Raw genomic sequence first — 25,941 nt, 5'->3', positions numbered from 1 at the left:
GACGCACCTTTCCAAACGCGGGGCCGGGTTCCTGAGGGCCGTGTTCCTGAGGGCCGGGCGCCGGACGGTCAGTGGAGCATGGGCGGCAGCGCGTCCTCGCGGGTCAGGTCGGGGGCGGGACGTTCCGGGCCGATCCGGATCGCCCGGACCATCAGCCAGATCATGATCGTGGCGAGCACCCCGTAGACGGCGGCGAAGCCGGCCAGCGTCGCGATCACGTGGCCCGTCCCGACCATCGGGGAGATCGCGTCGTGCGTCCTGAGCAGGCCCTGGACGATCCACGGCTGGCGGCCCATCTCGGTGACCAGCCAGCCGGCGGTGTTGGCGAGGAACGGCAGCGCGAGGAACGCGTAGGCCGTCCAGGCGAACCAGCGGGACCACGCCCAGCCGCGCCGGAAGACGATCCACAGCCACGCGGCGCTGTACAGCAGCACGAGGAACCCGACCGTGATCATCACGCGCCAGGACCAGTAGATGCTGCCGATGATCGGGGTGTAGTCGCCGGGGCCGTACCGCGCCTCGTACTCGCGCTGGACGTCGTCGATCCCGCGGATCCGCCCGTTCCAGCTGTTGGTGGACAGCACCGACAGGCCGTGCGGGATGACGATGTCGACGTTGGTGCGCTCCGGGTGCTTCTCCCAGGGCCCGATCGCCAGCAGGGACAGCGGCGCGGGCGCCTGCGTCTCGTACAGCGCCTCGGCCGCGGCCATCTTCATCGGCTGGCGCTTCACCAGGATCTGCGCCTGGAAGTGCCCCACGCCGATCACCACGACGGACGCGACGGCCGTCACCCACAGCGCCCCGCGCGCGGCGGCCCGGAACAGCGTCACGTCCGCGTCGTCCGGGGCGACGCCCTCCCGCCGGGCCTTGCGCAGCCGGTACGCGGACGCGGCGATGACCAGGAGCCCGGCCGTCACCAGCGACGCGGCGATCGTGTGGAAGAAGTGGGTGATCTGGAGCGGCTGGAGGAGGACGTCGCCGAGCGACGTCATCTCGGCGCGCCCGCCCTTCATCGCGTAGCCGACGGGGTGCTGCATCCAGGTGTTGGCCGCCAGGATGAAGTAGGCGGACGACCAGGTGCCCGCCACCACGAGCCAGATCATCGTGAGGTGCACGCGCGGGGACAGCCGGTCCCAGCCGAACAGCCACAGCCCGATGAAGGTGGACTCCAGGAAGAACGCGACCAGGCCCTCAATCGCCAGCGGCGCCCCGAACACCGACCCGACGAACCGGGAGTAGACCGACCAGTTCATGCCGAACTGGAACTCCTGCACGATCCCGGTGACCACCCCGAGCGCGAAGTTGATCAGGAAGAGCTTCCCGAAGAACCGCGTCATCCGCAGGTAGTGCTCCTTGCCGGTGCGGTACCAGGCGGTCTGCATCGCGGCGACGAAGAAGGCCAGTCCGATCGTGAGCGGCACGAACAGGAAGTGGTAGACGATGGTGACGCCGAACTGCCACCGGTCCAGCACCGCTGTCGTCTCCACCGCACTCCCTTCCCCGTCGTCGGAGACCTCGGCGGCAGAGCACCATCGGGAGGCCGCCCCACCGGGCATGCACTGGGCACACTTCCCGGCCGGTCGGCTGCCGAAAGGCAGCCCGCGGTCAACCGTTGATCAAGTTCCGTGGCGGGCCGGCGGCGCGTCCCCGGCTCAGTCTCCGGTGTCGGGCGGGCAGGGCACCGGCCGGTCGCCGGCGCCGCGGGCGCGGAGCCGGTGGGCGCGCAGGGCGGTCTCGACGGCGAACCGGGTGCCGGGGTCGGCGAGCTCGTCGCCGAGGAGGTGCTCCAGGACGCGCATCCGGTACCGGACGGTCTGCACGTGCACGCCGAGCTCCTCGCTGATCCGCGTCGCGGGCGCGCGGGTGCGCAGCCAGACGGCGAGCGTGTCGACCAGCGGCTGCCTGCGCCGGTCGCTGAGCGGGGCGAGGGGCGCCAGGCCGCGGCGCGTGATCTGGTCGATCAGCGCTCCGTCGGCCAGCAGCCACAGGCTCATCAGGTGGTCCTCGCACAGGGTGAGCGTGCCGTCGTGCAGGACGTCACCCAGGTCGAGCAGGCGCCTGGCCCAGCGGAGCGAGTCGGCGGCGCGGGCGCGCGGGACGGTCAGGCCGACCGCGGCGCGGTCCCCGGCCAGGGCGGCTTCGAGCATCGCCCGCCGTTCGCCGGTGAGCGGGCCGGGGACGAGGAGGTACGGCGCGGGGTCCTCCGGGTCCAGCAGGACGTCGGCGTCCAGGAGAGGGCTGACCGGGAGCGTCCCGGCGGGTAAGGCGACCAGCGTGACCTCGTCCGGGAGCGGCCAGTCGGCGGCCGGGTCAGGCTCGACGGACGGCGCCGGGGCGACCAGGGCGCGCAGCAGGGCCAGCCGGGCGGCGGCGCGTCCTCCGCACTCCTCCGCCTTGGCCTTCTCGTAGCCCTCCCTGGACAGGGCCGCCGCCTCGTCCATGTAGTCGATGACGGCCTCGGCCAGCGCGGACACCGCGAGGACGGACGCGACCCGGTCGTCCAGCATCGCCCGGATGCGGGACCACGCCACCTGCGTCGCGGCGCGGTAGGCCGACTGGAGCACGGTGAGCGGGCGCCCCTCCATCGCCTCGAACGCGCCCATCTTGCGGCACAGCTCGTCCCGGCGGTCGAGCGGTCGGGAGGGGTCGGCCAGCCAGTCCAGGAAACCGAGGACGTTTCGTTCGACGGCGGTATGCAGGACGCGGTTGTAAGCGCTTCCGGGCGGCCGCGCGTAGGCGGGGATCGCGGCGCGGATGCGTTCCACGATCTCGTCGACGAGGCCCGGGACGACGGTCGTTCGGACGTCCGGCGACAGCGCCGCGACGAGCTTGCGCAGATCGTCGGACTCCGGTGGTGAGAGCGGCCTCGGCATCGCACGGGCTCCCTGGGGGTGGGGGGCGGGGGGTCGGGAGGCTGAGGTCAGGAAGCGGGCCGTTCCGGCGGCGTCCGCCGGCGGGCCTTGAGGATGGCCTCCAGGACGAAGCGCGTCTCGGGATCGTCCAGCGGGCCGCCGACCTCCTTCCTGATCTGCCGCAGCCGGTACCGGACGGTCTGCGGGTGCAGGTGCAGGCGGCGCCCGACGTCCGCCGCCGTGCTCCACTGCTCCAGCCAGACCCGCAGCGTCTCGGTGAGCGCGCGCCCCTTGGCCTCCGGCAGGTCCGCCAGGCCGCCGAGCCTGCGCCGCGCGAGCTCCTCCACGAGCGGCGGATCGCACGTCAGCCACAGGTCGAGGAGGTGGTCCTCGGCGCGGATCAGCGGCGGCGCGTCGATCACGCCGTCCTCGGCGAGGGCGAGCACGCCGCGCGCCCAGCGCAGCGCGTCGGGGATCTCGTCCAGCGGCACGGTCAGGCCGACCGCGACGGGCCCGCGGTCGAGCGCCGCACCGAGCAGCGCGCGCCGGGCCTCGTCGACCTCGCCGGGCACGAGCAGCCAGGGCGCGGACCCGCCGAGGGCGGACAGGACGTCGCTGCGTTCGGCGGCCGGGCGCCACCGCGCGCCGGGGCGGACCGCGACCGGCGTCGCGGTCTCCGGCACGTTCCACCCGAGTCTCGCCGCGAGGTGCTCGACGGTCTCGCGGGAGGCGACCGGACGCGTGGAAAGGCCCTGCATGAGCAGCCTGCGGGAATGGACGAGGTCGACCGGCGCCTTAAGGCTCTGGTCCAGATAAGCCTCGACGATCGGCTCGATTATCTGGTCCATGAAGGCCATTTGGAATTCCGCGACGCGGGCCAGATCGGCGCCCGAGACCTTGTTGCGGACGCACACCTCGGTGATCCGGTGCCAGGAGGTGTCGAAGGCGATGTGGATCGCGGCGTGCAGGGACTCCAGGCTGCGGTTGCCCGTGACCTCCTTGCGCCCGAAGGAGTGCAGCAGCTCCAGCAGGCCGTCGAGCGGCTCGGCCGGGTCGGCGAAGCGCGCCATGTACGTGCGCATGGTCTCCCGCACCACCCGCTCCGGGCTGGGCGGGCCGCCGTCCGCGACCGCGTAGTCGGGGACGGTGGTGCGGACGGCCGTGTAGATCTCCTCGGCCAGTCCGGGGAGCCCCGAGCGCAGGACCTCGACGAGTTCGGGGGGCGCCGGCTCGGGACGGATGTTCGCACCGTCCCCGCCGCGCGCCGGAGCGGCCTGTCCAACCGGAACCGACATGCCGTTCAAAATACCCAGGGGTGTCTAGTCGGAAAAGGCCTCGGAACGGTGCCGCGAAAAGGAATATGGTCACTGACAGGCATACGTCGCGGAGAGTTGACGGGGGCACGGATATCGGCGCGGCCCCATGGCGCTTTCCGGTCGGACCGTTGACCGCCGACCACCGCCTCCTCATCGGCGAACAAACCGCGCCGCGCGTTTTACTCAGCCGTTGACAGACCTTGCCGGAATCGGCGTCGTCCCCGCTTCCGAGCCTTGTCGGCCGTGAAAATCTCCGCTTACCGTACTGGCTGGTAGGTGAATGGTGAGCTCACACCACCCACGCAGGAAGGCCCGTGCCCGTCCCCAGGCACCCGGTCCCACCCCCAGGAAAGGTCATTCCCCGTGCGTAAGATCACCTCGGTGGCCCTCGCCGCCACGAGCGCGTCCGCTCTCGCGCTCTTCCTCGCTCCCGCGGCCAGCGCCGCCACCCTCACCGCGACCGTGACCAACGGCGGCTCGGTGACCGCCGCCAACTCCGGCAACCTCGTCATCACCGACACCACCACCGGCATCGCGGTGACCTGCACCGCGTCCACCGGCGCCGGCAGCATCCCGAACGGGACCACGAGCGGCGCCTCGCCGCTCCAGGTCGGCTCGCTCAGCTCGATCGGGTTCACCAACTGCAAGGGCGGTGGCTTCACCTTCACCGTGACCACGAAGGCCCTCCCCTGGAAGGTGAACGTCACGGGTCCCACGTCGGGCGGCGTCACGCCGGGCAGCATCAGCGGCATCTCCGCGCACGCCTCGGCGGCCTTCGGCCTCTGCCAGATGGACATCAACGGCACGGCGGCCGGCTCCTACACCAACAGCACCGGCAAGCTGACCGCCGGCGGCGCCAGCCTGACGATCAGCAACGTCACCTCCGGCTGCCTGGGCATCGCGAACAGCGGCGACACCGCATCGCTGAGCGGCGCGTACATCGTCAAGAACAGCGGCGGGACCTTCCCGCAGATCAACGTGACCTGAGCCGTGCCGCGCTGATCCGGCGCACATGATCCGCGGAGGCCGACCCACCCCGCAGCCCTCCGCGCCCACCCCCGGCGGGCCGGAAACGCCGACGCGTTTCCGGCCCGCCGCCTTTCCGGACCACGGCCCCGCCCGCCGGGCCGTGGTCCGGGCGGTCGATGCGGTTCGGAATGTTCCGGTGTACCGCTTGACCGGTTGCGGCCCGTTCTCGCGATCTTGCTTGACTCTGGACACTCAAGAGTTTCTATTGGCCCCCTGTGATCCTTCACGATCACCGTGATCCTTCGCGATCACCGCTACTCCTGTCGGCTTTCGGGGATGAGGAACCATAGGAGGCGATGGCATGCGCCATCGACGTACACGGGCGGGATCCATCGCCCTCGCCGCGGTGCTCGGGCTGAGCCCGCTCGCGGCGATGCCGTCGGCGTCGGCCGACGGCCAGGTGACCGAGGTGGCGCTGCCGGTGCCGGACGTCGCGCCGGTCGGGCTCGCCGCCGGACCGGGCGGCACCGTCTGGTACGCCGCGAACGCCGGCGGCATCGGCCGCGTCGGCGCCGACGGCAAGGTCACCGAGTTCAAGGTCAGCGAGAACTCGCAGGGCCGGCTCGGCATCCCGGACGCGATGACGGCCGCGAGCGACGGCGCCGTCTGGTTCACCGACCTGTCCTACAGCGTCCCCAGGGTGGGACGCGTGGACCCGTCGAGCGGCGCCGCGACGCTCTTCGAACTGCCGACGACCGGCGACGTGAACTTCGCCAACGCGCAGATCGCCGGAATCGCGCCCGGCCCGGACGGCTCGGTGTGGGTCACCGGCGCCTTCTCCGGCACGATCGGCCGCGTCGACCCGTCGGGGAACGTCACGGCGTACGCGACGGGCCTCGCCCCGTACGGGGTCACGGTGGGCCCGGACCAGGCGGTGTGGTTCAGCGACAACAGCGGCCTGGTCGGGCGGCTCGACCCCGCCACCGGCGCGGTCACCACCTACGAAACGCCGTTCACCAACCAGGGCTACCCGGGCATGGGCGACATCGTGTCCGGCCCGGACGGCAAGGTCTGGTTCACCCAGCCCGGCGTCGGCAGGATCGGCTCCGTCGACCCGGCCACCGGCGAGGTCGCCGAGTACGCCCCGGGGCGCCCCGACTCCGACCCCACCGGCATCGTCGCGCACGGCGGCAAGCTCTGGTTCACCGAGGCCGCCGCCAGCAACATCGGCAGCCTCGACCCCGCCACCGGCGAGATCGCCGAGTACCCGCTGCCGGCGACCCTGTCGGCGCCGACCCGCATCATCAGCGGCCCCGGCGGCCACCTCTGGTTCACCGAGCCCGGCCGCGGCCTGATCGGGCACTTCGATCCGGCCGCCCCGCCGTCCGGCTCGTCCCACCCGGCGGTGCCCTCCCCGAACCCGGGCTCCAGCCCCGTCCCCGGCGCCCGCTTCCAGAACCAGTGCGCCGTGGAGACCCTCTGCCAGACGCAGGTCACCACCGGCGGCAACGTCAAGATCGGCACGTTCGACCAGAGCCTGCCGAACGGCGCAATCCGCATCACCGGCTCCCTCGGCGCGCCGGACGAGACGGGCGACCTCGTCCTCGACCCGCCCGTGGTCGGCGAGCAGCTCGTCTCCAAGCCGGTGGAGGTGGAGGGCGGCCTCATCGGGCAGCTGCCCCTGATCGGCCCGATCCTCGGCAAGTCGCCCGCCGCGATGTGGGAGGTCAACCGCCTCACGATCAGCCAGACGCTGGCCGGCAAGGTGCACCTCTACCTGACCGACACCGGACTCGCCGTCCGGGTGCCGCTCAACGTGCACCTCAACAACCCGCTGCTCGGCACCACCTGCGTCATCGGTCCGATCAACGCGAGCCTGCCGACGACCTTCCTGGCCGGGGCGCCGAACGGCGACCCGCACCTCGGGTTCGTCCCGGGAGCCATCTCCCTGGAGGCGCCCATCGACGTCCCGGCCGCCAAGGGCTGCGGTCCGTTCGGGATCCTCGACGGCGTCATCAACCAGATGATGGGCCTGCCCTCGCCCGCGTCGCAGAACTCGATGAAGATGACCGGCGTCCTCAACCTGGGCAACGGCATCAACGCGAGCAACACGCCGCAGAGCCTGGCGTCCGGCCCGGTCGCCACGAAGCTCAAGCAGCTGCTCAAGGCCGGGACGACCCAGCGGAAGGCCGCCAAGGCGCCGACCCCGGCTCCGAAGAAGACCACCTACAAGGTCACGGCCCGCCGCTGAGGGCCCGGCCTCGAGGAACGGAGACGACATGCGGAGGCGGGCCCTGGCGGGCATGACCGCCCTGACCCTGCTCGCCGGCGGCTGCGGCGGATCGGAGCCCTCGATCCCCCCGACCGCCGGCGGCGGGCCCGCCTCCACCGGCACCCCCGGAGGCCCGTCCTCCGGGGGCTCTCCGTCCGGCGGCCCCGGCGCGGTCGTGCTGAACGGCGTCCGTCCGGGCGCCGAGAAGAAGTCCGCTCTGGACGGCACCTGGACGGCGGGCTCCGGCGGCGCCCGCGTCCGGCTCCACCTCTACCGGGGCGCCGCCGCCCTCAACGCGCCGGACTTCTGCACGGGCACGGTCAACGCGTCCGGCCACATCAAGCTGACCTGCACAAAAGGCACCGGAAAGCGCACCTCCGGAACCGCCGCCGCCCACGCGAACACCCTGACCGTCCACTGGACGAGCGGCCTCAAGGACACCCTCCACCGCCCCTGACGAACCCCCCGCTGGCGGCGTCGGCCCTTACGCTCAACCCCGTCCACACCCTGTGGACGGGGTTGCCTGATCCAGCCGCCGACCGAGCGGACCGGGCCGTCGGCGGCCGATTCAGGGGGCGGCGGTGAGCTGCTTGGTGTTGGGACGGGACGGGTGGCTGCGGCCGAGCGGGCCGGCGGCCATCGCCCGGACGAGCGTGTCGGTGACCCGGGTGACGAAGGCGCGCCCCGCCTCGTCGACGCCGTGCCCGCAGGCCTTGCCGCGCATCGCGCAGACCCAGCGCATGGTGCCGGTGGCGAACACCCCCGCGCCGCTGCGGGTGGTGTAGTAGGACGCGTGCGCGACCGCCGTGCCGGCCCCGCAGCTGATCGGGGAGCGTCCGACGATCTCCAGTGTCGGCGGTGTCGGCCCGCCGGGGGCGATCGCGTCGGCCTCCGGGCCGACCATGCCGGGGAACCGGGTGCCCGCGCGCACGCCGGTGCCGCGGAACAGCCAGAAGTCGGGCCGGTGGACGGTGAACGCGCCCTCCGCCGGAAAGCACATGTACTGGATGCCGATGAGGTCGCTCTCCGGCCGCGGCTTCGGCGGCAGCCGCCAGTCCTGTGTCGACTCGGCCGGGTTCGTCCGGGAGACGGGGTCGGCGGCGGAGTCCTTGTAGCAGACCACCAGCCGGTCGGCGCCGAGCGGTGTGGCCTCGTACCGGATGTGCCGGTTGACCGCGTTGGCGCCGAGGAAGGCGATGTTGACGCCCTGGTCGCGGGCCTGCGTCACGCGCCGGCGCATGGCCGTCGACCAGTACTCGTCGTGCCCGAGGGTGAGCAGTCCGCGCGCCCTGCTCAGCAGGCCGGGGTCGGCGTGCAGGTCGTTGTCGGTCGCGTACGCCAGCGGCACGCCCGCCTTCTCGGCCAGGGCGATGGCGGGCAGCTCGTAGGTCAGGAACTTGCCCGCGCCGTTCTTGTCGTAGGGGCGGTCGAAGCTGACCGCGTAGGACCGGTCGGAGAATCCGGACGGCCCCCCGTACAGGTCGTAGCCGCCCCACTTGTTGTACGCCTGCCACGTGGTGGTCGCGTTCAGCACCACGACCCGTCCAGCGGTGTCCGTCGAGCGGACGGTCACCGGCACGAACCGCTGCGCGCCCGACGCGGCGGTCAGCCTGATCAGGTAGCTGCCCGCCGGCCAGTCGGCCGTGGCGACGGTGAGCGACGGCCGCCACGGCGCCGACACGGTGCGCGTCTTCCGGTCGATCCGGGCCGCCGCCTGCCGGACGCCGGGCACCTGCCCGGACCGCCACACGCGCCGCGCGTTCGCGCCCCCGTACCAGCCCATCCGGAACGCCTCGGCGGTGAACCCGGACGTCGTGGTCGAGACGAACAGCCGGAACGACTGGCCCGGCAGCACGCTCACGCGGTCGGCGTACCCCTCGATCTCGTGCTCGGCGCCCTTTCGGCGGACCTGCCAGTCCGCCGTGCCGGGCTTGGCGTTCTCGGGCGTTTCCGGAGTCTCCGGCGTTGCCGCAGCCGCCTTGCCCGGCCTTTCGGTGACCGCGCGGTGGGAGGTCGAGCACGCGGCCAGAACGAGCACCGCCAGCAACGCCAACGCGACCGGGGTCCGAAACCTGGGCGGAACCGTTCCTCGCTGTCCGGGACATCCCTTTTCTGCATGCGTCACGGCGGACTCGCCCCCTGCCTTCCCCCTGGGTGTCCCGTCGACCGCCACGTACCAGAGATCGTCTTCCCATCCGACGACCGCATATTCGCCGGTCCCGCGGGGGTTCGTCGCGCGCACCTGGTTCGTGACGGTCCGCGCCATTATGTCGCCCCACCGGACCACGCGACGCACCATTCCCCGCGTGTCCCGGCCCCTCTCCGAGGAACCGCCGAGAACCTCCCACGGCCCCGGGCGCGTCGGCTACGGCGCCCTGTCGTGCCGGGAATTCGGATCCGGGCCTGCGGCGCATGCCCCGACGAACGCGCCGCGCCGGGTCCTGACTTCGCTGCGGCCACCTGGCCCTCACTCCCACGGCTGCCGAAACCTCTCACCCCCGCCCCACCCGCCGACGCCTTTTCTTGCGGACAAGGTCACCCGATAGGAGGCCTCGCCCGAATGACCGCACCGCCCATCCCCGAATGCGGTGGCAAAGAGGATGCGCAGCCGCATTGCGTTCACGGGCTGAGGCCGATCCCGCGCCTGCCCGACCAGATATAGGCCTGGACGGCGAGCCAGGCCGCGAAGGCGAGGCCGAGAGAGGCGCCGAAGACCCAGGCGTGGGAGCCGCTGACGCCGACCAGGTCCAGTTCAACGTCCATGTCCATGCCCAGGAGCCGGAAGACGAGCCCCGGCCACAGCACCGCCACCGCGCCCTCGACGATGACGGCCGTCCCGAGTACCGCCCGACGCGCTTCGGGGGAGGGTATCCGGGAGGCCAGCGAGCCGTTCGTCCCCCCGAAGGCGAACATGAGCGCGCCCGCGCTCGCCAGCCATCCGACGGCCCATGCGTATCCGATCTCCGCGTGCCTGGAGGGTCTGGACACCATTTCGGCCAGGACGTGGTTGTCGTCCACCGGAGCGACGAGGATGAGCGCCACGTTGAGGACGGCCACCGCGGCGAGGACGAGCACTGGCCGGCGGGTGAATCTCCGCAGCCCGATCGAAAGGATGATCGCCAGTCCCAGCAGCCCCACGGACCAGGGCGGGGCCGATTCTGTGAGGATCGCGAATCCGATCGCGTCCTGGAACTCGTGCGGCAGCAGAAGGGTGCCGGCGATCGCGAGCCAGGCGCAGGCGAAGGCCCCCCGAACGGCGACCGGACGGTCACGGCCGCCGCGGGCCCCGTGAAGAGTGTCGGCGCGCGTCGCGGAGCCCAGGTCGTGCGCCCCGTCCTGGGCGGGAGGCCGGTAGCCGGGGGCGGTCACGGCGTTGAGCAGCTCGCGGGCCTGCGCGGGAGACGGCCGGGCGGCGGGATCCTTCCGGAGCAGGCCGTTCAGGAGTTCTGCGAGTGGCCCGCCGCACTGGGGCGGGGCGGGCTCCTTGGTGGCGATGGCGATGAACAGGGCGCCGTGCGTGGGCGCGGTGAACGGTGGACGGCCCTCCGCCGCCGCGTACAGGGTCGCACCGAGCGCCCACAGGTCCGAGGCAGGAGACGCGCTCTCCCCGTGCACCTGTTCGGGAGACATGTAGGCGGGCGTCCCCAGCACCGCACCCGACCGGGTGAGTGTGGCGTCGCCTTCCACCGCCGCGATGCCGAAGTCGGTCAGGACGACCCGGTCACCGTCCAGCAGCACATTGGCCGGTTTGACGTCGCGGTGCACGACGCCCTGCGCGTGCGCGGCCGACAGCGCGTCCAGCATGGCCAGCCCGATCGCGGCGACCCGCGGGCCTGGAAGCGGCCGCCGCTCGGCCAGCAGTTGCTCCAGCGACCGCCCCCCGACCAGCTCCATCACGATCCACGGACGCCCGTCCTCACCCACCACGCGGTCATGGACGGTGACGATCCCCGGATGCCGCAGCCGGGCGGCGGCGCGAGCCTCCCGCTCCATCCGCGCGTACCAGACGGCCCTCTCGGCCTCGCTGACATGCTCGGGCACCCGCAGTTCCTTGACGGCGACCTCGCGCTCCAGCTCGATGTCATAGGCCCGCCACACGGACCCCATCCCGCCCCGCCCGACAAGCCCCAGCTTCCGGTACCGCCCCGCCAGCACCCCCTCACCGTCCCACCCCATGATCGAAACCTACCGCCACCGGACATGACCGGATACGGCACTCGACTCGCTCGGTGGGCGCAGCCGTTCGCCCGAGAACACGCGGTCGTCAACTGAAGTGGTGAGTGGTGTCCGCGGGCCAGCCGGGGTCGCCCTGGTGGACGAAGCCGGCCCAGGAGCGGCGTACCTTCCGGACGAGTCCGGCCGGCGGGTCGCCGTCGAGCATGGGCGCGTCGCGCCAGGACTCCGCGGTGCCGAGGACGAAGGGCAGCTCGATGCAGTGGCACGCGCCGTAGGGGCCGTGCGGCGGGTGCCAGTCGAAGCGGTACAGCCATGGCGCGGCTCCGGTGCCGGTCAGTGCGCGTGCCAGGCGGAGCATCGGTTCGCGGAACAGCTGGTCGGTGGCGAGGTCGATGGCGACCCGGGCGGCCGTCCGGCCCTCCGGTGCCGCGCGGCCGGGGTCCCCGAACCAGCGGGCGGCGATGCGCGCGAGTTCGTCGGGGCCGAGCGCGGCCACCCGGTCGTCGAGCGCGTAGAACGCCGCCGCCTCGTCACGGGTGGTGCCCATCATGAGCGCCACGCCGTCGGCGGCGCGCTCGCCGACCTCCGCCACGGGGTCGGCCGCCACGAGGTCGCCGTCGGCGACGAGTTGGAACGGCGGTACGGCACTGAGCGGGACGGCGGTGCGGCGGGCGACGGCGCCCTGGGCGGCCAGCAGGTCGGCGACGGGGACGGTGGCGAGCCGGTCCGCGGATACGGGGTCGATGCCGAGTTCGTCCAGCAGCAGGGCACCGGTCCGTTCGGCTTCGTCCGGCGGAGCGGGGAGCATGCCGCCGGGCGTGCTCTGCAGGATCGCGCGCCGGAACAGTCCGCGGGCCCGGCCGCCGGACAGCAGCGCCAGGATCGACTGGGCGCCGGCCGACTGGCCCGCCACCGTCACGTTGCCGGGATCACCGCCGAAGGCGGCGATGTTGTCGCGCACCCAGTGGAGCGCGGCGAGCTGGTCGAGCAGGCCCAGGTTCCCGTCGCTCACCCCGGGCGACCGCAGGAAGCCGAGCACGCCCAGGCGGTAGTTGAGGGTCACGACCACCAGGTCCCCCTGAGCGGCCAGTTCGGTACCGCTGTACCAGTCGAGCCCTCCCGACCCGCTGGTGAAGCCGCCGCCGTGCAGGAAGACGAGGACCGGGCGGGCATCGCCCGGCGGCGCCCACACGTTCAGCGTCAGGCACTCCTCCTCCGACTGGGGCATCTCGAAGCGGCCCATCACCCGTTCGAGGCGGGACGGGGGTTGCGGGGCTGCCGGACCCGGCGTCGAGGCGTCCCGTACCCCGGGCCAGGGCCGCACCGGCTCGGGCGCGGCGAACCGGTCGGCGCAGGCGTAGGGAATGCCGCGGAAGGCGGTGAGCGACCCCTCGCGGACGCCGCGCACCCGGCCCGCGGCCGTTTCGACGATCATCGGGCGACGAAGGTCAGGCCGGCGCCGCCGGCGTCACGGGCGGAGACGAAGAACCCGCCGTCGACCGTGCGGGTCGCGGTCCCGTTGTCCTCGACGAGCGTGCGCGCGGCGGCGACGTCGTCGACCGCGACGGTCATGGCGGCCGGATAGGACGCGGCCGGGACGGGCTCCCCGGGCAGTGCCCGCTCCACGTCCGAGGAACGGATGATCTCCAGGCGGCCGTCTCGCATCTCCACCACCGTCAGATGCCCCCGCCGCGCGGGCGAGGCCTGGACTACGGCGGCGTACCGGGACACGACCGCGTCGAACTCGGCGTCGTCGACCACGATCAGCACCGCCTCCAGGGCTCGCGCGCCGTTGGGGTGGCGCAGGTAGCGCGGCTGGTGCACGTACTCGCGGGTGAGGTGCTGGGCGATCCCCACGTAGCCCTCGGGCGTCGAGCGCGGGTCGAGGTGGACGGCGCGGGCGCGCATGGTGCGGATCCCGTCCTCGGTGTCGACGTCGCGCTCCAGGTCCAGGACGCCGGAAGTGCGCAGACCGGCGGCGGTGAGCCGCCGGTTCGCGGCCTCGGCGTCGCCGGTGTCGAAGTTGAGCAGCCGGAACCCCTCGTGCTGGTCGACCATCGCCCTGGTGTGCCAGGGGTCGGGTGCGGAGTCGTCCACGATGCCCAGCAGTTCGATGTAGGCCCCGCCGAAGAGGGCGCACCGGTTGGCCGTGCAACCCGGGACGGGCGGCTCCCCGGGACGCTCGTTCAGCAGGTGCCGGGACCGGGGGCTCAGGGTGAAGCCGAGCGAGGCGTAGGTGCGCTCCAGCGCGTCGAGATCGCGGACGACGATGCCCGTGTGGTGGAAACCTTGGATGTCGTGGGTCATGCGCCGATGCTGCGGCACCCGACTGCGCCAGGTCACCAGAGAGCGCCCGGAACGCCGTGATCCGACACCGGCCTACCATCATCCGGTGGATTCGGTCACGCTCGGGCAGCTCGACCTGCAGTTGCTGCACGCGCTCCACCTCGACGGGCGCGCCCCGTTCAGCAGGATCGCCGAGGTCCTCGGCGTGTCCGACCGGACGGCCGCCCGCCGCTTCGCGCGGCTGCGCGCCTCCGGCGCCGCCCGGGTCACGGCCGTCGTGGACAGCCGCGGGGCGGGCCGCGCCGAGTGGCTCGTCCGGCTCCGTGTGCTGCCCTCCGGCGCCGCCGCGCTCGCCGGGGAGCTGGCGCGCCGTCCCGACACCGCCTGGGTGACCGTGCTGTCGAGCGGCACCGAGATCGTCTTCATCCTGCGCGTTCCCGCCGGACGCGCCGCCCCGCTCGCGGGGCTGACCCGCCACCCGCGCATCCTCGGCGTGGAGGCGCACCGGCTGCTGCGCCACCTGATGGAGCGCCGCTGGTTCGGCCGGACGTCGGCGCTCACCGGCGACCAGGTCTCCGCGCTCCGGCCGTCGCCGGGCGGCTCCACCGGCCCGGTCGCCCTGAACGATCTCGACCGCCGGCTGCTTCCCGTCCTGGCCGCCGACGGGCGTGCGGCCTATCCGAGTCTGGCGAGCCGCGTCGGCTGGTCGGAGTCGGCGGTCCGGCGGCGGCTGGAGGAGCTGCGCCGCTCGGGCATGCTCCGCTTCGATGTCGAGGTCGACCCGGTGGCACTGGGCTTCCCGACCCAGTGCCTGATCTGGCTGTCGGTCGCGCCGTCCCGGCTCGCCTCCACCGCGCGGGCCCTGGCCGCCGACTCCGAAGCGGCCTTCGTCGGCGCCACCACAGGTCCGCACAACCTCCTGGCCATCGCCGTCTGCCGTGACGAGGACGCCCTCTACCCGTACCTGAGTGACCGGATCGGATCCCTTGACGGGGTCGAGCGCATGGAGACCGCCCCCATCACCTCTTACGCCAAGCGAGTAGCCCCGCCCGTCTGAGCGAGCGGGTGTGCCAGTTGACACTGGCGGGATTTGGTGGCCGTAAGAGGACAGACGGTGGATCCACAAATCGTGCCACCAAATACTGGCGTAATCGTCCGCCGCTCGAGGAGGCACCGTGGATCTTCCCCAGACGAACCCCCTTCTGCCGCGTCGCGCCTTCGCGCTGGGAGGCGTCGCGCTGCTCGGGGCCGCTGTCACCGGGACGCTGGGCAGGGCCGCGCATGCCGCTCCGCCGCCGGGGGAGTGGGGCGACGTGCCCGTCCCGCCGCCGGCTGGACGGAGCCAGCTGTTCGGCATCGCCGCACCGGACCGGTGGCACGTCTTCGCCGGCGGCACCGAGAACGCCTTCCAGCCGGACGCGCGCGCCGTCATGCTGCACGGGACCCCGCGCGGCTGGACGCGGGCCGTGCTGCCCGAGGGGCTCGCCGTCGTCAACGACGTCCGGGCCCGGCACGCCGCGAGCGCCTGGGCCATCGCCGCGGGCCGGAACGCTCAGGAGCGCACCGACCTGCTGCACTGGAACGGACGCCACTGGACGACGGTTGCAGGTCCCGCGGGCGAGCGACTCCAGGCCATCGACCTGGACCGGACCGGCGGACTGTGGGCGACCGGATTCAGCGGGGACGCCGCCACGGTGTCGGTCCGGCGGCACGGACAGTGGACGAACACGCTCACCCTGCCCGAGTCCTCTGGGCTCAACGCCATCGCCGCCGGAAGCGCCTCGGACGTCTGGGCCGGTGGCATAGGGAATTCGCAGACCACGACGACCCCGCTGTGGCACTTCGACGGCACGGACTGGACGCGCATGCCGTGGGACTCGCAATGGCCCCACTGGATCCTGCAGATCGAGTACGTCGCTCCGGACGACGTCTGGTTCTACGCTCTCGAACAGAACCCGCTGTTCCCGCCGCCGACCCTGCACCACTGGGACGGCTCCGCGTTCACCGTGCACGCGATCCCCGGCCCGTCCGACCCGGTCGGCGAGGTGGGGCTGATGTCCGCGGTCGGGTTCCTCGGTTCGATCGCCGCCGACGGGCAGGGCGGCGTCTGGCTGTCCAGCCCGCGCGACCCCGCCCACCTGCTGCATTTCGACGGCGCGTCCTGGACCCGCGCCACCCCGCCCGTCACCGTGACCGCGTACTCGATGACCCGCGTCCCGCACACCACCACGATGTGGGCCGGCACCCAGATCGGCACCGTCTGGCGTCGTTCCTGATGCCTGAAGCCCGGGCTTTGGCCGCGAAGCGGGCGACGCCGGAGATGGAGACTGTCAGGCGGGCTTGACGCGGTAGTCGCCGGCTTGCAGCGTGAAGAACGGGGCGGGCGCCATGACTGGGGCGTACGGGTCATCGCTGGCCATGCACTTGGGCAGGGTGTCAACCGGGCCCGTCGAGCCCATCTGGTCGTGGCTGCGCCCGGAGTCGGCTCCGCCGTCGAAGACGGTGAAGCCGAGGTGCTTGCCCGTCCAGCCGCCGAGTTCGGGCGAGGTCCTGGTGACAATGGCGGTCAGCGTCGCGGCCCGGCCGCTGGTCATCACGCAGTTCACCTCGCCTTCGGCCCAGACGGCGAGGCCCTGGGCGGCCACCCGGTGGTAGACGCGGACCGTGCCCCGGGCATCGACCGGTCGAGGGGTCCGCCCGCCCGTGGCGGAGACGGCGTGCGCGTCGAAGGTGAAGCGGACGTCATCGTCGGGCGCCGGAGCGTAGAAGACGCGCCCCGCCCCGGTCACGCTCGCCTCCCGGGTGGTGGCCGTAGCCGGTGAAGCGGACACGGCCAGGCATGCGGTCACCGTCACCGCCCCCAGGGCCGTCAACGTGCGGAAGGTCGTCAGGGCCACGGCGGTCTCCTCGTGAGTACGACTCGGGTGTCGCTCCAAGATCGCGAACCTCTCGGCCCGCAGCCTCCCCCGTACGGGCGAACCCGCTGGCTCCCAGGGCGGAAGGCCGCGCCACTGCCGGTATCCGCACGCGGTGTACCGGTTCGGACTGGTTTCCTTGATCAATGGAAACCGACGAGGACGCGATCGACTACGCCGACCTGGGCCGCGAGCTCGCGAGCATGCTCCATGGCTATCCCTACGGGAATCCCTTCGAGCTCCTCGGCTGGATCGCCGCCGAGGTGGAGAGCGACCCGGCGTCCAGGCGCGGGCGGGCGCTGACCGTCGCGCTCTGGGCGAGCCGCTGGTACGTCAAGTGGCAGGTCACCGATGCCGCGCTCGTCGACGACCTGATCAAGGCGGCCGGACGGGCCCGGACGGTGCTGGAGGCCGCGGGCTGTGCGGCGCCCGGCCGGCACGAGCATCCGCGGATCGGCGGCGACCCCGAAGAGGCGGGCGACGTCGTCGTGCGCATCGGGGATCCGGAGGCGTGGTCTGCCGACGACGACCCGGCCTGGGAGCCGCCCGACGAGGACGTCGATGCCTACGCCTGCCCTGGTTTCCTTGCGGGCCTGGCCGCCGAGGCGGAGGAGGACCTCACGCAGGTGCGGGCGGAGCGCTTCGAGGCCCCGGCCACCGAGCACCTGGACGAGCGCTTGCTGACGGGGGACGGCAGGGCCGACCTCGACGCGTTGATCACCGACATCGAGCGGCAGAAGGGCAGCACCATCGACCCCACGGCCGAGTCGGCGGCGCTGTGGGCGGCACGCCGGCTGCTCGGCGAGGCGCGTCCCGGAGAACGGGCGTCGCTTGCGCTGGCGGTGAGCCACCAGGCCCAGCACTGCGCCTGGGGCTCCGCCCGCCCCGGCGTGGTCGCCCTCTACCGCGAAAGCCTCCGGACGTTCGACCTCTCGGCGCTCGACCGGCCGTGCCCGCACCCGGAGCCGCACCCCAAGATCGGGACCCGCGACGTCCCGCGCCTCGCTCGGGCGATGACACCGGACGCCGCGCGGGCGGACGACCGCGAAGGATGTCCCCGGCGCATCGCCGCGCATGTCCAAGAGTTGATCGACTACACGGGCGGATACCTGGGCGTGGAGGAGGCCCCGGCGTAGAGGACGTCCGGGTCCACGTCGACGGTCGGTTATCAGCTTGTACGCGGTGTCCAGGGCGTCGCGGCGGAGCTGGAGGCGCATGCGGCTCTGGAAGTCGACCCGGAGCGGAGTGTTCACATCGACGACACTTACAAGCCGAATGTCCAGCGTTCGAACACACCGGCCGCAAAAGTCGGACATCTTGGTCAGTCATGTTCGTGGCCTTGACATTCGAGCTTGATTTGTCCAAGGTGGCGGGGTGTGGTTCATCGACCTGCGGTGGCGGCGCCGTCATGCCTCGTCCAACCCCGGTGCCGCCCGGGGCGCGGGCCGGACCCGGTGGCGGCGGTTCGCCGCGATCCAGGTGCCCGCTCTGGCCGTGGCCGCCGTGATGGCCGTCGGGATGCTGACGGGTGCTCTGCCGGTATCGGCCGCGCTGCGCGGGAAGACCGACATCAAGCTGAGCATCGCGCGGCTGTCCACCAACGCCGGCGGGTCCTTCCCGAGGTTCTTCCAGACCCGCGACGGCGACCGGCGCACCGTGGTCGCGGTGGCGCTGCGCGACACCTGGGGCGAGGGCATCTGCGCCTCGGGCAAGGTCTCCAGCCCCCTGGGGCCCCGGACGATGCGCATCACCACCGAGCCTGGTCAGCGGCTGCGGCTCAGCGAACTCCAGCTGGCCCTGGAATCCATCGACGATGTCGAGGTCGCCGGCGGCGCGATCGCTCTGGGCCGCGGCGGCACCACGAAGGTCAGGGGGCTGGGTGACATCCCGGTCCAGACCGGGCCGCCCGGCACCCTGCCCATCACCGCCACCGACCTCAGGCTCCGCATCCACGGACAGGTCCGCTGGGTCACCGCCAGCGGCCTGCAACTCGCCGGGATCACCATGACCATGGGACGGGAGGTCAAGGAGTGCTTCTGAAGACCGCCACCCCGCTCAGCCTCTACAGAAGCCTGCGGGTCCACCGGCGGCGCTGGAGAGACTGGCGCCGCGAGAGGCCGTTCTGGGGCGGCCTGCTGGCCACCGCCGGAGGCGCGGCCATCCTGCTGCTGCCCGCCGACCTGTACACCGTGCTGTCCCTGCCCGGCACCGCGGGACTGGCCGGGTTCCTGCTCGGCGGCATCATCACCGCCGCCGGCCTGCTGCTGTGGTGCCGGCCGCGCCACCACGCCCTGCTCGCCGTCGTCATCACGCTCGCCGCCCTGGCCTCGTTCCTCTACACCAACTTCGGCGGCTTCCTTATCGGCATGCTGCTCGCCCTCACCGGCGGCTCCCTCGCGTTCGCCTGGACCCCCGGGCCCCGGCCCGCCGACGAGCAGGGTCCGCCCGCCCTGTGAACCCCTGGTCCCGGCGGTGGCGCCCGCCGGGACCAGGTCCCGGCGGGCTCTCACGGACGAACGGCTCTGGTGGTCGCCGAACGAAGCGCGAGTGTCCGCGTCAGGTGTTGAGGGAGGACGGGCGGCGGCGCGGCCTGCGGGATCCGGTGGGGGCGTGCTCGCGCCCGCGCTGGGAGCCGGAGGCGGCGGGACGCGGCTTCCGGGGTGCGGCTGCGGGCGGGGCCGCGGCGGCGCGGGCCGGCGGGCGGGCGCCGGTGATGCGCGCCAGGTCGGCGTCGCCGGGGCGCACCCGGGCGGTGTTCGGGGTGATCCCGGCCTTGGCCATCAGGTCGTCCATCTCGCGGCGCTGGTCGGGGAGGACGAGCGTGACCACGGTCCCCGCCTTTCCGGCGCGGGCGGTGCGGCCGCCGCGGTGGAGGTAGTCCTTGTGGTCGGCGGGCGGGTCGACGTTGACGACGAGGTCGAGTTCGTCGATGTGGATGCCGCGGGCGGCGACGTTGGTCGCGACCAGCACGGTGACGTCCTGCCGGTGGAAGCCGTCCAGCGCCCGGTTGCGCTGCGACTGCGACTTGCCCCCGTGCATCGCGGCGGCGCTGATCCCGCGGGCCGTGAGCTTGCGGACGAGGCGGTCCGCGACGTGCTTCTTGCCGACGAACATGATGACGCGGCTCTCGCGGGACGCGATGTGCACGGTCGTCTCGTGCTTGTCGTCCTCGCTGACGTGCAGCAGGTGGTGCTCCATGGCGGTGACCGCGCCGGCCGGGGGGTCGACCGAGTGGGTGACCGGGTCGCTGAGGAACCGGCGGACGAGCCGGTCGACGCCGCCGTCGAGCGTGGCGGAGAACAGCATCCGCTGCCCGTCCGGCGGGGTCTGCTCCATGAGCCGGGTGACCTGCGGCAGGAAGCCCAGGTCGGTCATCTGGTCGGCCTCGTCCAGCACCGTGATGCGCACGTCGCTGAGCCGGCAGTCGCCGCGCTCGATCAGGTCGGCGAGCCGCCCGGGGGTGGCGATGAGGACGTCCGCGCCGCGGGCGAGCGCGTTCGCCTGGCGCGTGATGCCGAGGCCGCCGACGACGGTGGTCATCCGCAGGCCCACGGCCTCCGCGTACGGCTCGAGCGCGCCGGTGACCTGCTGCGCGAGTTCCCGCGTGGGGACCAGGACCAGGGCGAGGGGACGGCGGGGCTGGGCGCGGTGCCCGGCGGTGCGGGTGAGCAGCGCCAGCCCGAACGCGAGCGTCTTGCCGGACCCGGTGCGTCCCCGGCCGAGGACGTCCCGGCCCGCGAGGGCGTTCGGGAGGGCCGCGGCCTGGATCGGGAACGGGGCGGTCACGCCCTGGCCGGCCAGCGTCTTCTGGATCGGCGCCGGCATCGGCATTTCGGCGAACGACTCCACGGGAGCGGTGCCGGGCGCCGACTCGGGAGCCGGGGCCGGAGGCGCGGCCTCGGCGGTGGGACGCCGGCGGTTCGCCGGACGGCGTGCGGGGCGAGGCCGGGAGCCTCGGGGGGCGCGGGGCATGGTGAAGCCTTCCTTCGGGACGGTCGTGTCGAGGAAGTGCTCCGTCATGCTGGACCGCGGGCTCGGCGGGAGCCCGGGCGGAGGATTCTCAAGAACGAACCGAAAAGCGGCCCGGCGGAGGTTCTTCCGCGGACCGCAGGAGAGGTGGGCGCGGATCAGGCGCCCCGAAAAAGCGACGCGGTGCGCGGCCCTCGGGACCGCGCACCGCCTACGCGGCGATCAGGCGGGGACGATGTTCTCCGCCTGCAGGCCCTTCTGGCCCTGCGTGACGTCGAACGACACCTTCTGGCCCTCCTGGAGCTCACGGAAGCCCTGGGCCGCGATGTTGGAGTAGTGGGCGAAGACGTCGGCGCCGCCGCCGTCCTGCTCGATGAAGCCGAAGCCCTTTTCAGCGTTGAACCACTTGACGGTGCCGGTGGCCATGATGTCTCCCTCAGGGGGTCGGTTCCCGTCCGCACACCGTGCGCGGACGGACGCCGCGATGGCCCATCCGGAAGATCCAGAAAAAACAAAAGTGCGCCTGAGGTCAGATCCAACAGGCGCACGCACATGTCTATGGGAACCGCAACTGCCCACCACGCTACCACAGGATTCGCCGGGCCGACCGGAATCCCGTGCAGGGCGCCCCCGCGTAAGGATTTACCTGGCCGACCTTCGGGAAGCCTTCCGGTCTACCGTCCGGTACGCGCATAATGAGGAGGTGAAACGCACCGGCTCCGCCAGACGGCGACACCTGCCCACCAGCCCCTTCGCACCTCCGGCCGCCGCTCCGCCGGCCAAGGAGTTCACCCTCGACGACCAGGTCACGCACGACAAGTACGGCCTCGGCCGCGTCCTGGAGGTCGAGCCCGGGAATGCCGTCCTGGTCGACTTCGGCAACCAGAAAGTGAAGATTCTCTCACCGTTCACCAAGCTTTTCAGGCTCTGAGAAACCGCCGCGCGCGCGGCGCGGCACAGCCCGAATCCAGGGAATCGGCGAGCGTCGCCGTCCGGCCCCCGATAGGCCCGCAGGGCCGCTCTTCGCGAGCGGGCGCCGGTTTTCCGGGCGGGTGAGGCCCGCCCCCCGAACCGCCCTCAGGCGGACGAGGCCGGCCGGGCGGAGGGTACGGCGGTTACCTCCCCGGCGGCCCCCGGTGGGGCGCTCGGACGGGGTGCCCCGGCCACCTCGATCAGCCGGGCGGCCATATCGGAGAACAGCAGCATCTGGCGCGCGGTCGCCGGGCTGAAGGGCTCCGCGCCGACCCGCCCGAGGACGGCGAGCACTCCCCGGGTGGCCTCGCCCGTGTCGAGCGGCAGGATCAGGATGGGACCGGCTGGGAGGCCGGTGAGCGTCTGGTCGGCGGCGATCCGCGCGGACACGGCCCGCCGGGACGTGAACGCGCGGCCGAGCATCGACCGTCCCCGCCGCACGGTCAGCCCGCGTACCCGGTCGCCGCCGGGGCCGTCCGCCACCTCGATCCGCAGCGTGTTGCCGTCCTCACCGGGCAGGGCGATGAACGCCAGCGGGACGTGCGCGAGCTCACGGGCGCGCGCCGCCACGAGGGCGAGCATGCCGGCCGGGCCGGTCCCCTCCAGGACCACCGCGTTCATCAGGTCGAACGTGGCGGCGAGCCGCCGCCGGTCCGCCTCGCTCGGCGCGGTTCCGGCGGCGCCCCAGCCGATCGGGTCCTCGGCCGTCATGTCGCCATCCCGTCCTCGCTCTCCGCCCCGGCCGGTCAGGCCGCGGCCGATCGGGGGCCCGCCCCGGAGGCGCGCGCGGCGTCGACGGAGGGGTGGACGGCGAACACCCGGGACAGCCCGCTGACGCGCAGGAGCCTGACCATGTGCGGGCGCGGACCGGCGAGGACGATCGCCGTGCCCGCAGGCTCCGCGCTGCGGCGGGCTCCGGTGAGCAGGGCCAGCCCGGACGCGTCGCAGAACGTCACCCCGGACAGGTCGATGACCACGTGGGGGCCCGCGTCCCGCAGGGCGACGTCCAGACGGCCGCGCAGGGCCGGCGCGGAGGAGATGTCGAGATCGCCGGTGATGGCGATGACGGTGTGCTCCGCGAACTGCTCGCGGTGCAGCCCGGCCTCGGGGGAGGCGGTGTCTGCGGTCTGCATGCTGGGGCTCCGATCAGGAGTGTGCGTGGCGCGCAGGCCATGGACGGGCCGGCGGCGGCGGGAGCCGGACGGGCTCGGCCGGGGCCGCGGCGGGCGCGTGACCGCGGCGGGCTCGGGGGCCTCGGCGGGCTCGGCGCTGAGAACGGGCGTCCGTGTTCGGGTCGGACGATGGAACGGCGTCATGGGCGCCGACCTGTCTGGCCTCGAAGGAGACCGAGTAGCGGGGAGACAGGGGGACGCCGGCTTGGCCGCCCGCATCGAGAACCCCTCGTCCACCAGGAGTCTACGCCTTTCCGTGAAGACGTGCGCCGTGGAGCGTACGGGCCCCCGATCCGGGCAGTGAACGCTCATGAGCGAAGTGTGGATCTCGGCGGCCGACGGCGGCGACATGATCCGTGCCGACGCCATCGTGATACTCCGGATGGACAGGACGGGCCGGCTGACCGTGCAGCTCCGCGACGAGGCGAAGGTCAACGTGACGCTGCTGGAGGGCTCCTCGGGCGGCGGCCGCCCGCCCGCCGACTTCCACCGCCGGCTGGTCCGGCTGATCGCCGAGCTCGCGGACTCCAGCGGCGCGCGCCTGGTCCGCGCCCAGCACGAGAACGGCGTCTGGAGCTGGACGAGCGAAGACCTCTAGTCCCCTCACCGGCGACGGCCGCACCCCGCTCCGCGTCTCCGGGGGCCGCCCGAGGCCGAGGCCGCTCCCGCCTGGTCTCCGCCCCTCCGCTAGCCGAAGGCGTCTCCATGGGCGACAGGAACCGGCAAGTTGTGATCTACGAAACTCTGTAGTGGCCGATGTAGATTTTCGAACCGACGTGGGGTAGTGTTCCTGTCATCGAAGAGAGACGGGTCCATGAGAACCGGCAGAGGACGAACTGCCGGAAGGTGTGGATGACGCCGACCGGACGTGCCGGGGCCGACGCAGTGAAAGGGGCCCTGGCAGCCGGTCGGGCCGGTGGCCGCAGAGCCGCCGGAAGCAGAAGAACACGGAAAACACGCAGTACACGCAGTACAGGTAGTGCACGCAGTACAGGTAGTGATGTCGAGGAAGGGAGGTTTCGGCGCCATCAGGATCGCCCGCAGCAGGCTCCAGTCACGCCGCGCGGGTACCGGAGTTCCACAGATTGGACGGTGGTCTACGGTCACGCATTCGCGATCCCCGCGTCCCGACGGGCATGTGGTCGGCCGACGCGGAAGACCGGCTCACTAGCGCCGGTGGATGGTGTTGTACCTCTGGGCCCCGGCGCCGCAGTCTGGCGCCGGGGCCCCTGTCGCGTCGCCGCCTGCCGATCCCACGGCAGTACGGAAGGTTCTGTGAAAGCACCCCAGCCGGCCCGGACCGGCGACCAGCCAGACCCGCTCGGACCGCAGGCGTCCACGCCGTTAGAGTCCGGCGGGCTCGAAGACAAGTTCGACGACGAGGACTACCCGGCCTACAGCATGGGCCGCGCCGCCGAGATGCTGGGCGTCACCCCGGCGTTCCTCCGCAGCCTGGACACCGCCCGGCTGATCGTCCCGCAGCGCTCGTCCGGCGGCCACCGCCGCTACTCCCGCTACCAGTTGCGCCTGGCACAGCGCGCCCGCGACCTGGTCGACCAGGGCACCCCGCTGGAGGCGGCCTGCCGCATCATCATCCTGGAAGACCAGCTGGCCGAGGCCCAGCGCATCAACGCCCGCCTGCGCCGGGAACGCGCCGCCCAACCCCCGCCCCAGGACCAGGCGTAGCAGCCGCGCCCTCGGGCCCCCGCGCGGCATGGCGCGGACGGGCCCGAGGACGGCGGCGTCCCGGCATCAGCCGGGCCGGAACGCGAACAGCTCTCCCGTGATGGTCGGTACCAGGACGGTCCCGTCGGGGGCGACGGTCGTGCCGACGGAGAAGAGGGTCGCCCCGGGCAGCCGCTCCCGGTCGAGTTCGGCGCCGGTCGCGGTGTCGACCACGACGAGGTCGTTGCCGAGCGCCGCCGAGACCGTCGCGTAGGCGACCCCTCCCGCGGCCTGGACGGGGATGCCGCGGTTCACCAGGCCCTCCTTCGTCCAGACCCGCTCGGCCCGGTCCCCGGCGTCCCTGATCGCCATCAGGGCGCCGTCCCCGCCGCCCGCCGGCATGATGAGGCCGTCGGGGGACAGCGACGAGCTGCCGCCGGCCGCGTAGCCGGTGTCATGGCTCCAGATCGTGTCGCCGGTCGCGGTGTCCAGCGCGTGGATTCCGCCCTCGTTGTCGCCGACGTAGAGGCGCGATCCGTCCGCGGACAGGTCCGGGCTCGTCGCGCTCCCGCCGGGCAGCGACTCGTTCCTCCACAACGGCCGGATCGACGGGTCGTCTCCCTCGGTCAGCTGCATCGCCCGTATGTCGGCGGCCGGGGCGCCCTTGTCCCAGAAGGTGAAGAAGATGCGTCCGGTGGCGAGATCGACCGCGAGCGTGTTGGAGGACGGGCATTCCGCCGTGCCCCGCATGCAGGCCCGTGTGTCGTCGGTGTCGGGCGCGCCTGGGATGAGCTCCACGGGCGGGAGGACGGGCTCGCCGGTCTCCCGATCCAGTACGTAGACGCGTCCGATGTGGGTGATGAAGACGAGGTTGCCCGCGGGGGTGAACTGCGCGGAGAGCGGCGTTCCGACGATGGGCGTCTCCCAGCGGAGGTTCCCGTCGGCGTCGAAGGAGTGCATCGCCTTGCCGTCAGCCAGGTAGATCCGCCCGTCCCGGTCGAGGAGGGCGGACGACGCGATGGCCTCGCGATCGACCTCACCGGAGCACCAGGCCGTCTTTCCGGTCGCCGTGTCGAGCGCGTGCAGGTGGCATCCCGTGCCGTTCGTCGTCACGTAGACCCGGCCGGCGGCATCGTTCGTCGCGCCCAGATAGATGCTGCCCGAGAAGCCGCGCTGCCACGCCGGGGTCAGGTTCCGCGCGCCGACCACCGGCGAGTAGTCGGTGTTCCCCGCGTCCGCGTGGGCGGTGGACCAGCCCGCCCCGTAAACCGAGGCGAGCCGGTCCATCCGGAGAGGCGGAGCAGGTGGCGATGACGCGGCCACGGAGGCCAGCAGCAGGACCGCCAGAGCCGCCCCGCCGACATGCTTGGCCGGCAT

At 72.8% G+C, this 25,941-nt stretch carries 24 protein-coding genes; 11 read left to right on the top strand and 13 right to left on the bottom strand.

The genetic code is table 11. The features are described 5' to 3' along the window. Positions 1-68 precede the first annotated feature (68 nt). The 3 genes from K4S16_RS17040 to K4S16_RS17030 form a co-directional block, all read right to left on the bottom strand. A complete protein-coding gene (locus K4S16_RS17040; protein WP_235036858.1) occupies positions 69-1,487 on the bottom strand; it encodes a cytochrome ubiquinol oxidase subunit I in 1,419 nt (472 codons plus the stop codon). Positions 1,488-1,652: 165 nt separating this feature from the next. Continuing rightward, complete coding sequence (locus K4S16_RS17035) at positions 1,653-2,873, bottom strand: helix-turn-helix domain-containing protein (protein ID WP_149259913.1); 1,221 nt, start codon at positions 2,871-2,873, stop codon at positions 1,653-1,655. 47 nt (positions 2,874-2,920) lie between these two features. Next, the gene (locus tag K4S16_RS17030) at positions 2,921-4,147 is read right to left on the bottom strand and encodes a CdaR family transcriptional regulator (protein WP_149259912.1); all 1,227 of its coding nucleotides are present in this window, start codon (positions 4,145-4,147) and stop codon (positions 2,921-2,923) included. Between the two features lie 384 nt (positions 4,148-4,531). On the opposite strand from K4S16_RS17030, the gene K4S16_RS17025 reads away from it, so the two are divergent. The 3 genes from K4S16_RS17025 to K4S16_RS17015 all read left to right on the top strand — a co-directional run bounded on the left by K4S16_RS17025 (position 4,532) and on the right by K4S16_RS17015 (position 7,866). Then, on the top strand, positions 4,532-5,155 hold the full coding sequence (locus tag K4S16_RS17025) for a hypothetical protein (protein WP_149259911.1): 624 nt from the start codon (positions 4,532-4,534) through the stop codon (positions 5,153-5,155). Positions 5,156-5,498: 343 nt separating this feature from the next. After that, positions 5,499-7,388 carry a hypothetical protein gene (locus K4S16_RS17020; protein WP_149259910.1) on the top strand — a complete coding sequence of 630 codons (1,890 nt, stop codon included), beginning with the start codon at positions 5,499-5,501 and terminating at the stop codon, positions 7,386-7,388. Between the two features lie 28 nt (positions 7,389-7,416). Further along, the gene (locus K4S16_RS17015; protein WP_149259909.1) at positions 7,417-7,866 is read left to right on the top strand and encodes a hypothetical protein; all 450 of its coding nucleotides are present in this window, start codon (positions 7,417-7,419) and stop codon (positions 7,864-7,866) included. Between the two features lie 111 nt (positions 7,867-7,977). Here the strand turns inward: K4S16_RS17015 and K4S16_RS17010 are convergent, their stop codons facing one another. The 4 genes from K4S16_RS17010 to K4S16_RS16995 form a co-directional block, all read right to left on the bottom strand. Beyond that, positions 7,978-9,462 (bottom strand): N,N-dimethylformamidase beta subunit family domain-containing protein, encoded by a 1,485-nt coding sequence (locus tag K4S16_RS17010; RefSeq protein WP_149259908.1) that lies wholly within the window; start codon positions 9,460-9,462, stop codon positions 7,978-7,980. A gap of 566 nt (positions 9,463-10,028) precedes the next feature. After that, positions 10,029-11,585, bottom strand: a complete 1,557-nt coding sequence (locus tag K4S16_RS17005) for a serine/threonine-protein kinase (protein WP_149259907.1) — start codon at positions 11,583-11,585, stop codon at positions 10,029-10,031. Between the two features lie 88 nt (positions 11,586-11,673). After that, positions 11,674-13,020, bottom strand: coding sequence for a carboxylesterase/lipase family protein (locus tag K4S16_RS17000; protein WP_149259906.1), 1,347 nt, complete (start codon positions 13,018-13,020; stop codon positions 11,674-11,676). Beyond that, positions 13,017-13,892: a VOC family protein gene (locus K4S16_RS16995; protein ID WP_149259905.1), complete on the bottom strand. Its 876-nt coding sequence runs from the start codon at positions 13,890-13,892 to the stop codon at positions 13,017-13,019. The genes K4S16_RS17000 and K4S16_RS16995 overlap by 4 nt, the downstream gene beginning before the upstream one ends. A gap of 85 nt (positions 13,893-13,977) precedes the next feature. Between K4S16_RS16995 and K4S16_RS16990 the strand changes: the two genes are divergently transcribed. Both K4S16_RS16990 and K4S16_RS16985 read left to right on the top strand, forming a co-directional pair. Continuing rightward, positions 13,978-14,928 carry an AsnC family transcriptional regulator gene (locus tag K4S16_RS16990; RefSeq protein ID WP_149259904.1) on the top strand — a complete coding sequence of 317 codons (951 nt, stop codon included), beginning with the start codon at positions 13,978-13,980 and terminating at the stop codon, positions 14,926-14,928. Between the two features lie 118 nt (positions 14,929-15,046). After that, the gene (locus K4S16_RS16985) at positions 15,047-16,147 is read left to right on the top strand and encodes a hypothetical protein (RefSeq protein ID WP_149259903.1); all 1,101 of its coding nucleotides are present in this window, start codon (positions 15,047-15,049) and stop codon (positions 16,145-16,147) included. 54 nt (positions 16,148-16,201) lie between these two features. Here the strand turns inward: K4S16_RS16985 and K4S16_RS16980 are convergent, their stop codons facing one another. Then, positions 16,202-16,768, bottom strand: a complete 567-nt coding sequence (locus K4S16_RS16980) for a hypothetical protein (RefSeq protein ID WP_149259902.1) — start codon at positions 16,766-16,768, stop codon at positions 16,202-16,204. A 164-nt stretch (positions 16,769-16,932) separates the two neighbouring features. Here K4S16_RS16980 and K4S16_RS16975 point away from each other — a divergent pair, with 164 nt between their 5' ends. From K4S16_RS16975 to K4S16_RS16965, 3 genes are all read left to right on the top strand, one after another. After that, entirely contained in the window at positions 16,933-17,922 is a 990-nt protein-coding gene (locus K4S16_RS16975; protein WP_149259901.1) for a hypothetical protein, read from the top strand. 238 nt (positions 17,923-18,160) lie between these two features. Next, the gene (locus K4S16_RS16970; protein ID WP_149259900.1) at positions 18,161-18,826 is read left to right on the top strand and encodes a DUF6230 family protein; all 666 of its coding nucleotides are present in this window, start codon (positions 18,161-18,163) and stop codon (positions 18,824-18,826) included. Next, positions 18,817-19,242, top strand: coding sequence for a DUF6114 domain-containing protein (locus tag K4S16_RS16965; RefSeq protein ID WP_149259899.1), 426 nt, complete (start codon positions 18,817-18,819; stop codon positions 19,240-19,242). Before K4S16_RS16970 ends, K4S16_RS16965 begins: the two co-directional genes overlap by 10 nt. Before the next feature lie 100 nt (positions 19,243-19,342). Here K4S16_RS16965 and K4S16_RS16960 read toward each other — a convergent pair whose 3' ends face one another. Together K4S16_RS16960 and K4S16_RS16955 are read right to left on the bottom strand one after the other, a co-directional pair. Next, positions 19,343-20,806: a DEAD/DEAH box helicase gene (locus K4S16_RS16960; protein WP_375708334.1), complete on the bottom strand. Its 1,464-nt coding sequence runs from the start codon at positions 20,804-20,806 to the stop codon at positions 19,343-19,345. Between the two features lie 171 nt (positions 20,807-20,977). Continuing rightward, positions 20,978-21,181, bottom strand: a complete 204-nt coding sequence (locus tag K4S16_RS16955) for a cold-shock protein (protein ID WP_067460243.1) — start codon at positions 21,179-21,181, stop codon at positions 20,978-20,980. Between the two features lie 277 nt (positions 21,182-21,458). Here K4S16_RS16955 and K4S16_RS16950 point away from each other — a divergent pair, with 277 nt between their 5' ends. Beyond that, positions 21,459-21,686 (top strand): hypothetical protein, encoded by a 228-nt coding sequence (locus K4S16_RS16950; protein WP_149259898.1) that lies wholly within the window; start codon positions 21,459-21,461, stop codon positions 21,684-21,686. Between the two features lie 146 nt (positions 21,687-21,832). On the opposite strand, the gene K4S16_RS16945 is transcribed toward K4S16_RS16950, so the two are convergent. Together K4S16_RS16945 and K4S16_RS44385 are read right to left on the bottom strand one after the other, a co-directional pair. Further along, the gene (locus tag K4S16_RS16945; RefSeq protein ID WP_149259897.1) at positions 21,833-22,438 is read right to left on the bottom strand and encodes a GAF domain-containing protein; all 606 of its coding nucleotides are present in this window, start codon (positions 22,436-22,438) and stop codon (positions 21,833-21,835) included. A 35-nt stretch (positions 22,439-22,473) separates the two neighbouring features. Then, a complete protein-coding gene (locus K4S16_RS44385) occupies positions 22,474-22,860 on the bottom strand; it encodes an STAS domain-containing protein (RefSeq protein ID WP_160160937.1) in 387 nt (128 codons plus the stop codon). 349 nt (positions 22,861-23,209) lie between these two features. Here K4S16_RS44385 and K4S16_RS16935 point away from each other — a divergent pair, with 349 nt between their 5' ends. Next, entirely contained in the window at positions 23,210-23,497 is a 288-nt protein-coding gene (locus tag K4S16_RS16935) for a hypothetical protein (protein WP_160160936.1), read from the top strand. Between the two features lie 803 nt (positions 23,498-24,300). Next, positions 24,301-24,585: a MerR family transcriptional regulator gene (locus tag K4S16_RS16930; protein WP_149260171.1), complete on the top strand. Its 285-nt coding sequence runs from the start codon at positions 24,301-24,303 to the stop codon at positions 24,583-24,585. Positions 24,586-24,651: 66 nt separating this feature from the next. Here K4S16_RS16930 and K4S16_RS16925 read toward each other — a convergent pair whose 3' ends face one another. Continuing rightward, the gene (locus K4S16_RS16925) at positions 24,652-25,941 is read right to left on the bottom strand and encodes a PQQ-binding-like beta-propeller repeat protein (protein ID WP_149259894.1); all 1,290 of its coding nucleotides are present in this window, start codon (positions 25,939-25,941) and stop codon (positions 24,652-24,654) included.

Origin of the sequence: Actinomadura sp. K4S16 (assembly GCF_008327685.1) — a bacterium.
In the GTDB taxonomy this organism is placed as follows: Bacteria; Actinomycetota; Actinomycetes; order Streptosporangiales; family Streptosporangiaceae; genus Spirillospora.
The sequence above is the reverse complement of the archived record's forward strand: the minus strand, read 5'-3'. Positions and strand labels throughout refer to the sequence as shown.

What these genes read in the sequence shown, in the direction of transcription:
- K4S16_RS16975 (WP_149259901.1), top strand. Translation starts at nt 16,933, where the DNA reads ATGGAAACCGACGAGGACGCGATCGACTACGCCGACCTGGGCCGCGAG.
- K4S16_RS17020 (WP_149259910.1), top strand. Translation starts at nt 5,499, where the DNA reads ATGCGCCATCGACGTACACGGGCGGGATCCATCGCCCTCGCCGCGGTG.
- K4S16_RS17005 (WP_149259907.1), bottom strand. Translation starts at nt 11,585, where the DNA reads ATGGGGTGGGACGGTGAGGGGGTGCTGGCGGGGCGGTACCGGAAGCTG.
- K4S16_RS44385 (WP_160160937.1), bottom strand. Translation starts at nt 22,860, where the DNA reads ATGCAGACCGCAGACACCGCCTCCCCCGAGGCCGGGCTGCACCGCGAG.
- K4S16_RS16995 (WP_149259905.1), bottom strand. Translation starts at nt 13,892, where the DNA reads ATGACCCACGACATCCAAGGTTTCCACCACACGGGCATCGTCGTCCGC.
- K4S16_RS16955 (WP_067460243.1), bottom strand. Translation starts at nt 21,181, where the DNA reads ATGGCCACCGGCACCGTCAAGTGGTTCAACGCTGAAAAGGGCTTCGGC.
- K4S16_RS17015 (WP_149259909.1), top strand. Translation starts at nt 7,417, where the DNA reads ATGCGGAGGCGGGCCCTGGCGGGCATGACCGCCCTGACCCTGCTCGCC.
- K4S16_RS16945 (WP_149259897.1), bottom strand. Translation starts at nt 22,438, where the DNA reads ATGACGGCCGAGGACCCGATCGGCTGGGGCGCCGCCGGAACCGCGCCG.
- K4S16_RS17030 (WP_149259912.1), bottom strand. Translation starts at nt 4,147, where the DNA reads ATGTCGGTTCCGGTTGGACAGGCCGCTCCGGCGCGCGGCGGGGACGGT.
- K4S16_RS16960 (WP_375708334.1), bottom strand. Translation starts at nt 20,806, where the DNA reads ATGACGGAGCACTTCCTCGACACGACCGTCCCGAAGGAAGGCTTCACC.
- K4S16_RS16930 (WP_149260171.1), top strand. Translation starts at nt 24,301, where the DNA reads ATGGGCCGCGCCGCCGAGATGCTGGGCGTCACCCCGGCGTTCCTCCGC.
- K4S16_RS17000 (WP_149259906.1), bottom strand. Translation starts at nt 13,020, where the DNA reads ATGATCGTCGAAACGGCCGCGGGCCGGGTGCGCGGCGTCCGCGAGGGG.
- K4S16_RS16935 (WP_160160936.1), top strand. Translation starts at nt 23,210, where the DNA reads ATGAGCGAAGTGTGGATCTCGGCGGCCGACGGCGGCGACATGATCCGT.
- K4S16_RS16925 (WP_149259894.1), bottom strand. Translation starts at nt 25,941, where the DNA reads ATGCCGGCCAAGCATGTCGGCGGGGCGGCTCTGGCGGTCCTGCTGCTG.
- K4S16_RS17035 (WP_149259913.1), bottom strand. Translation starts at nt 2,873, where the DNA reads ATGCCGAGGCCGCTCTCACCACCGGAGTCCGACGATCTGCGCAAGCTC.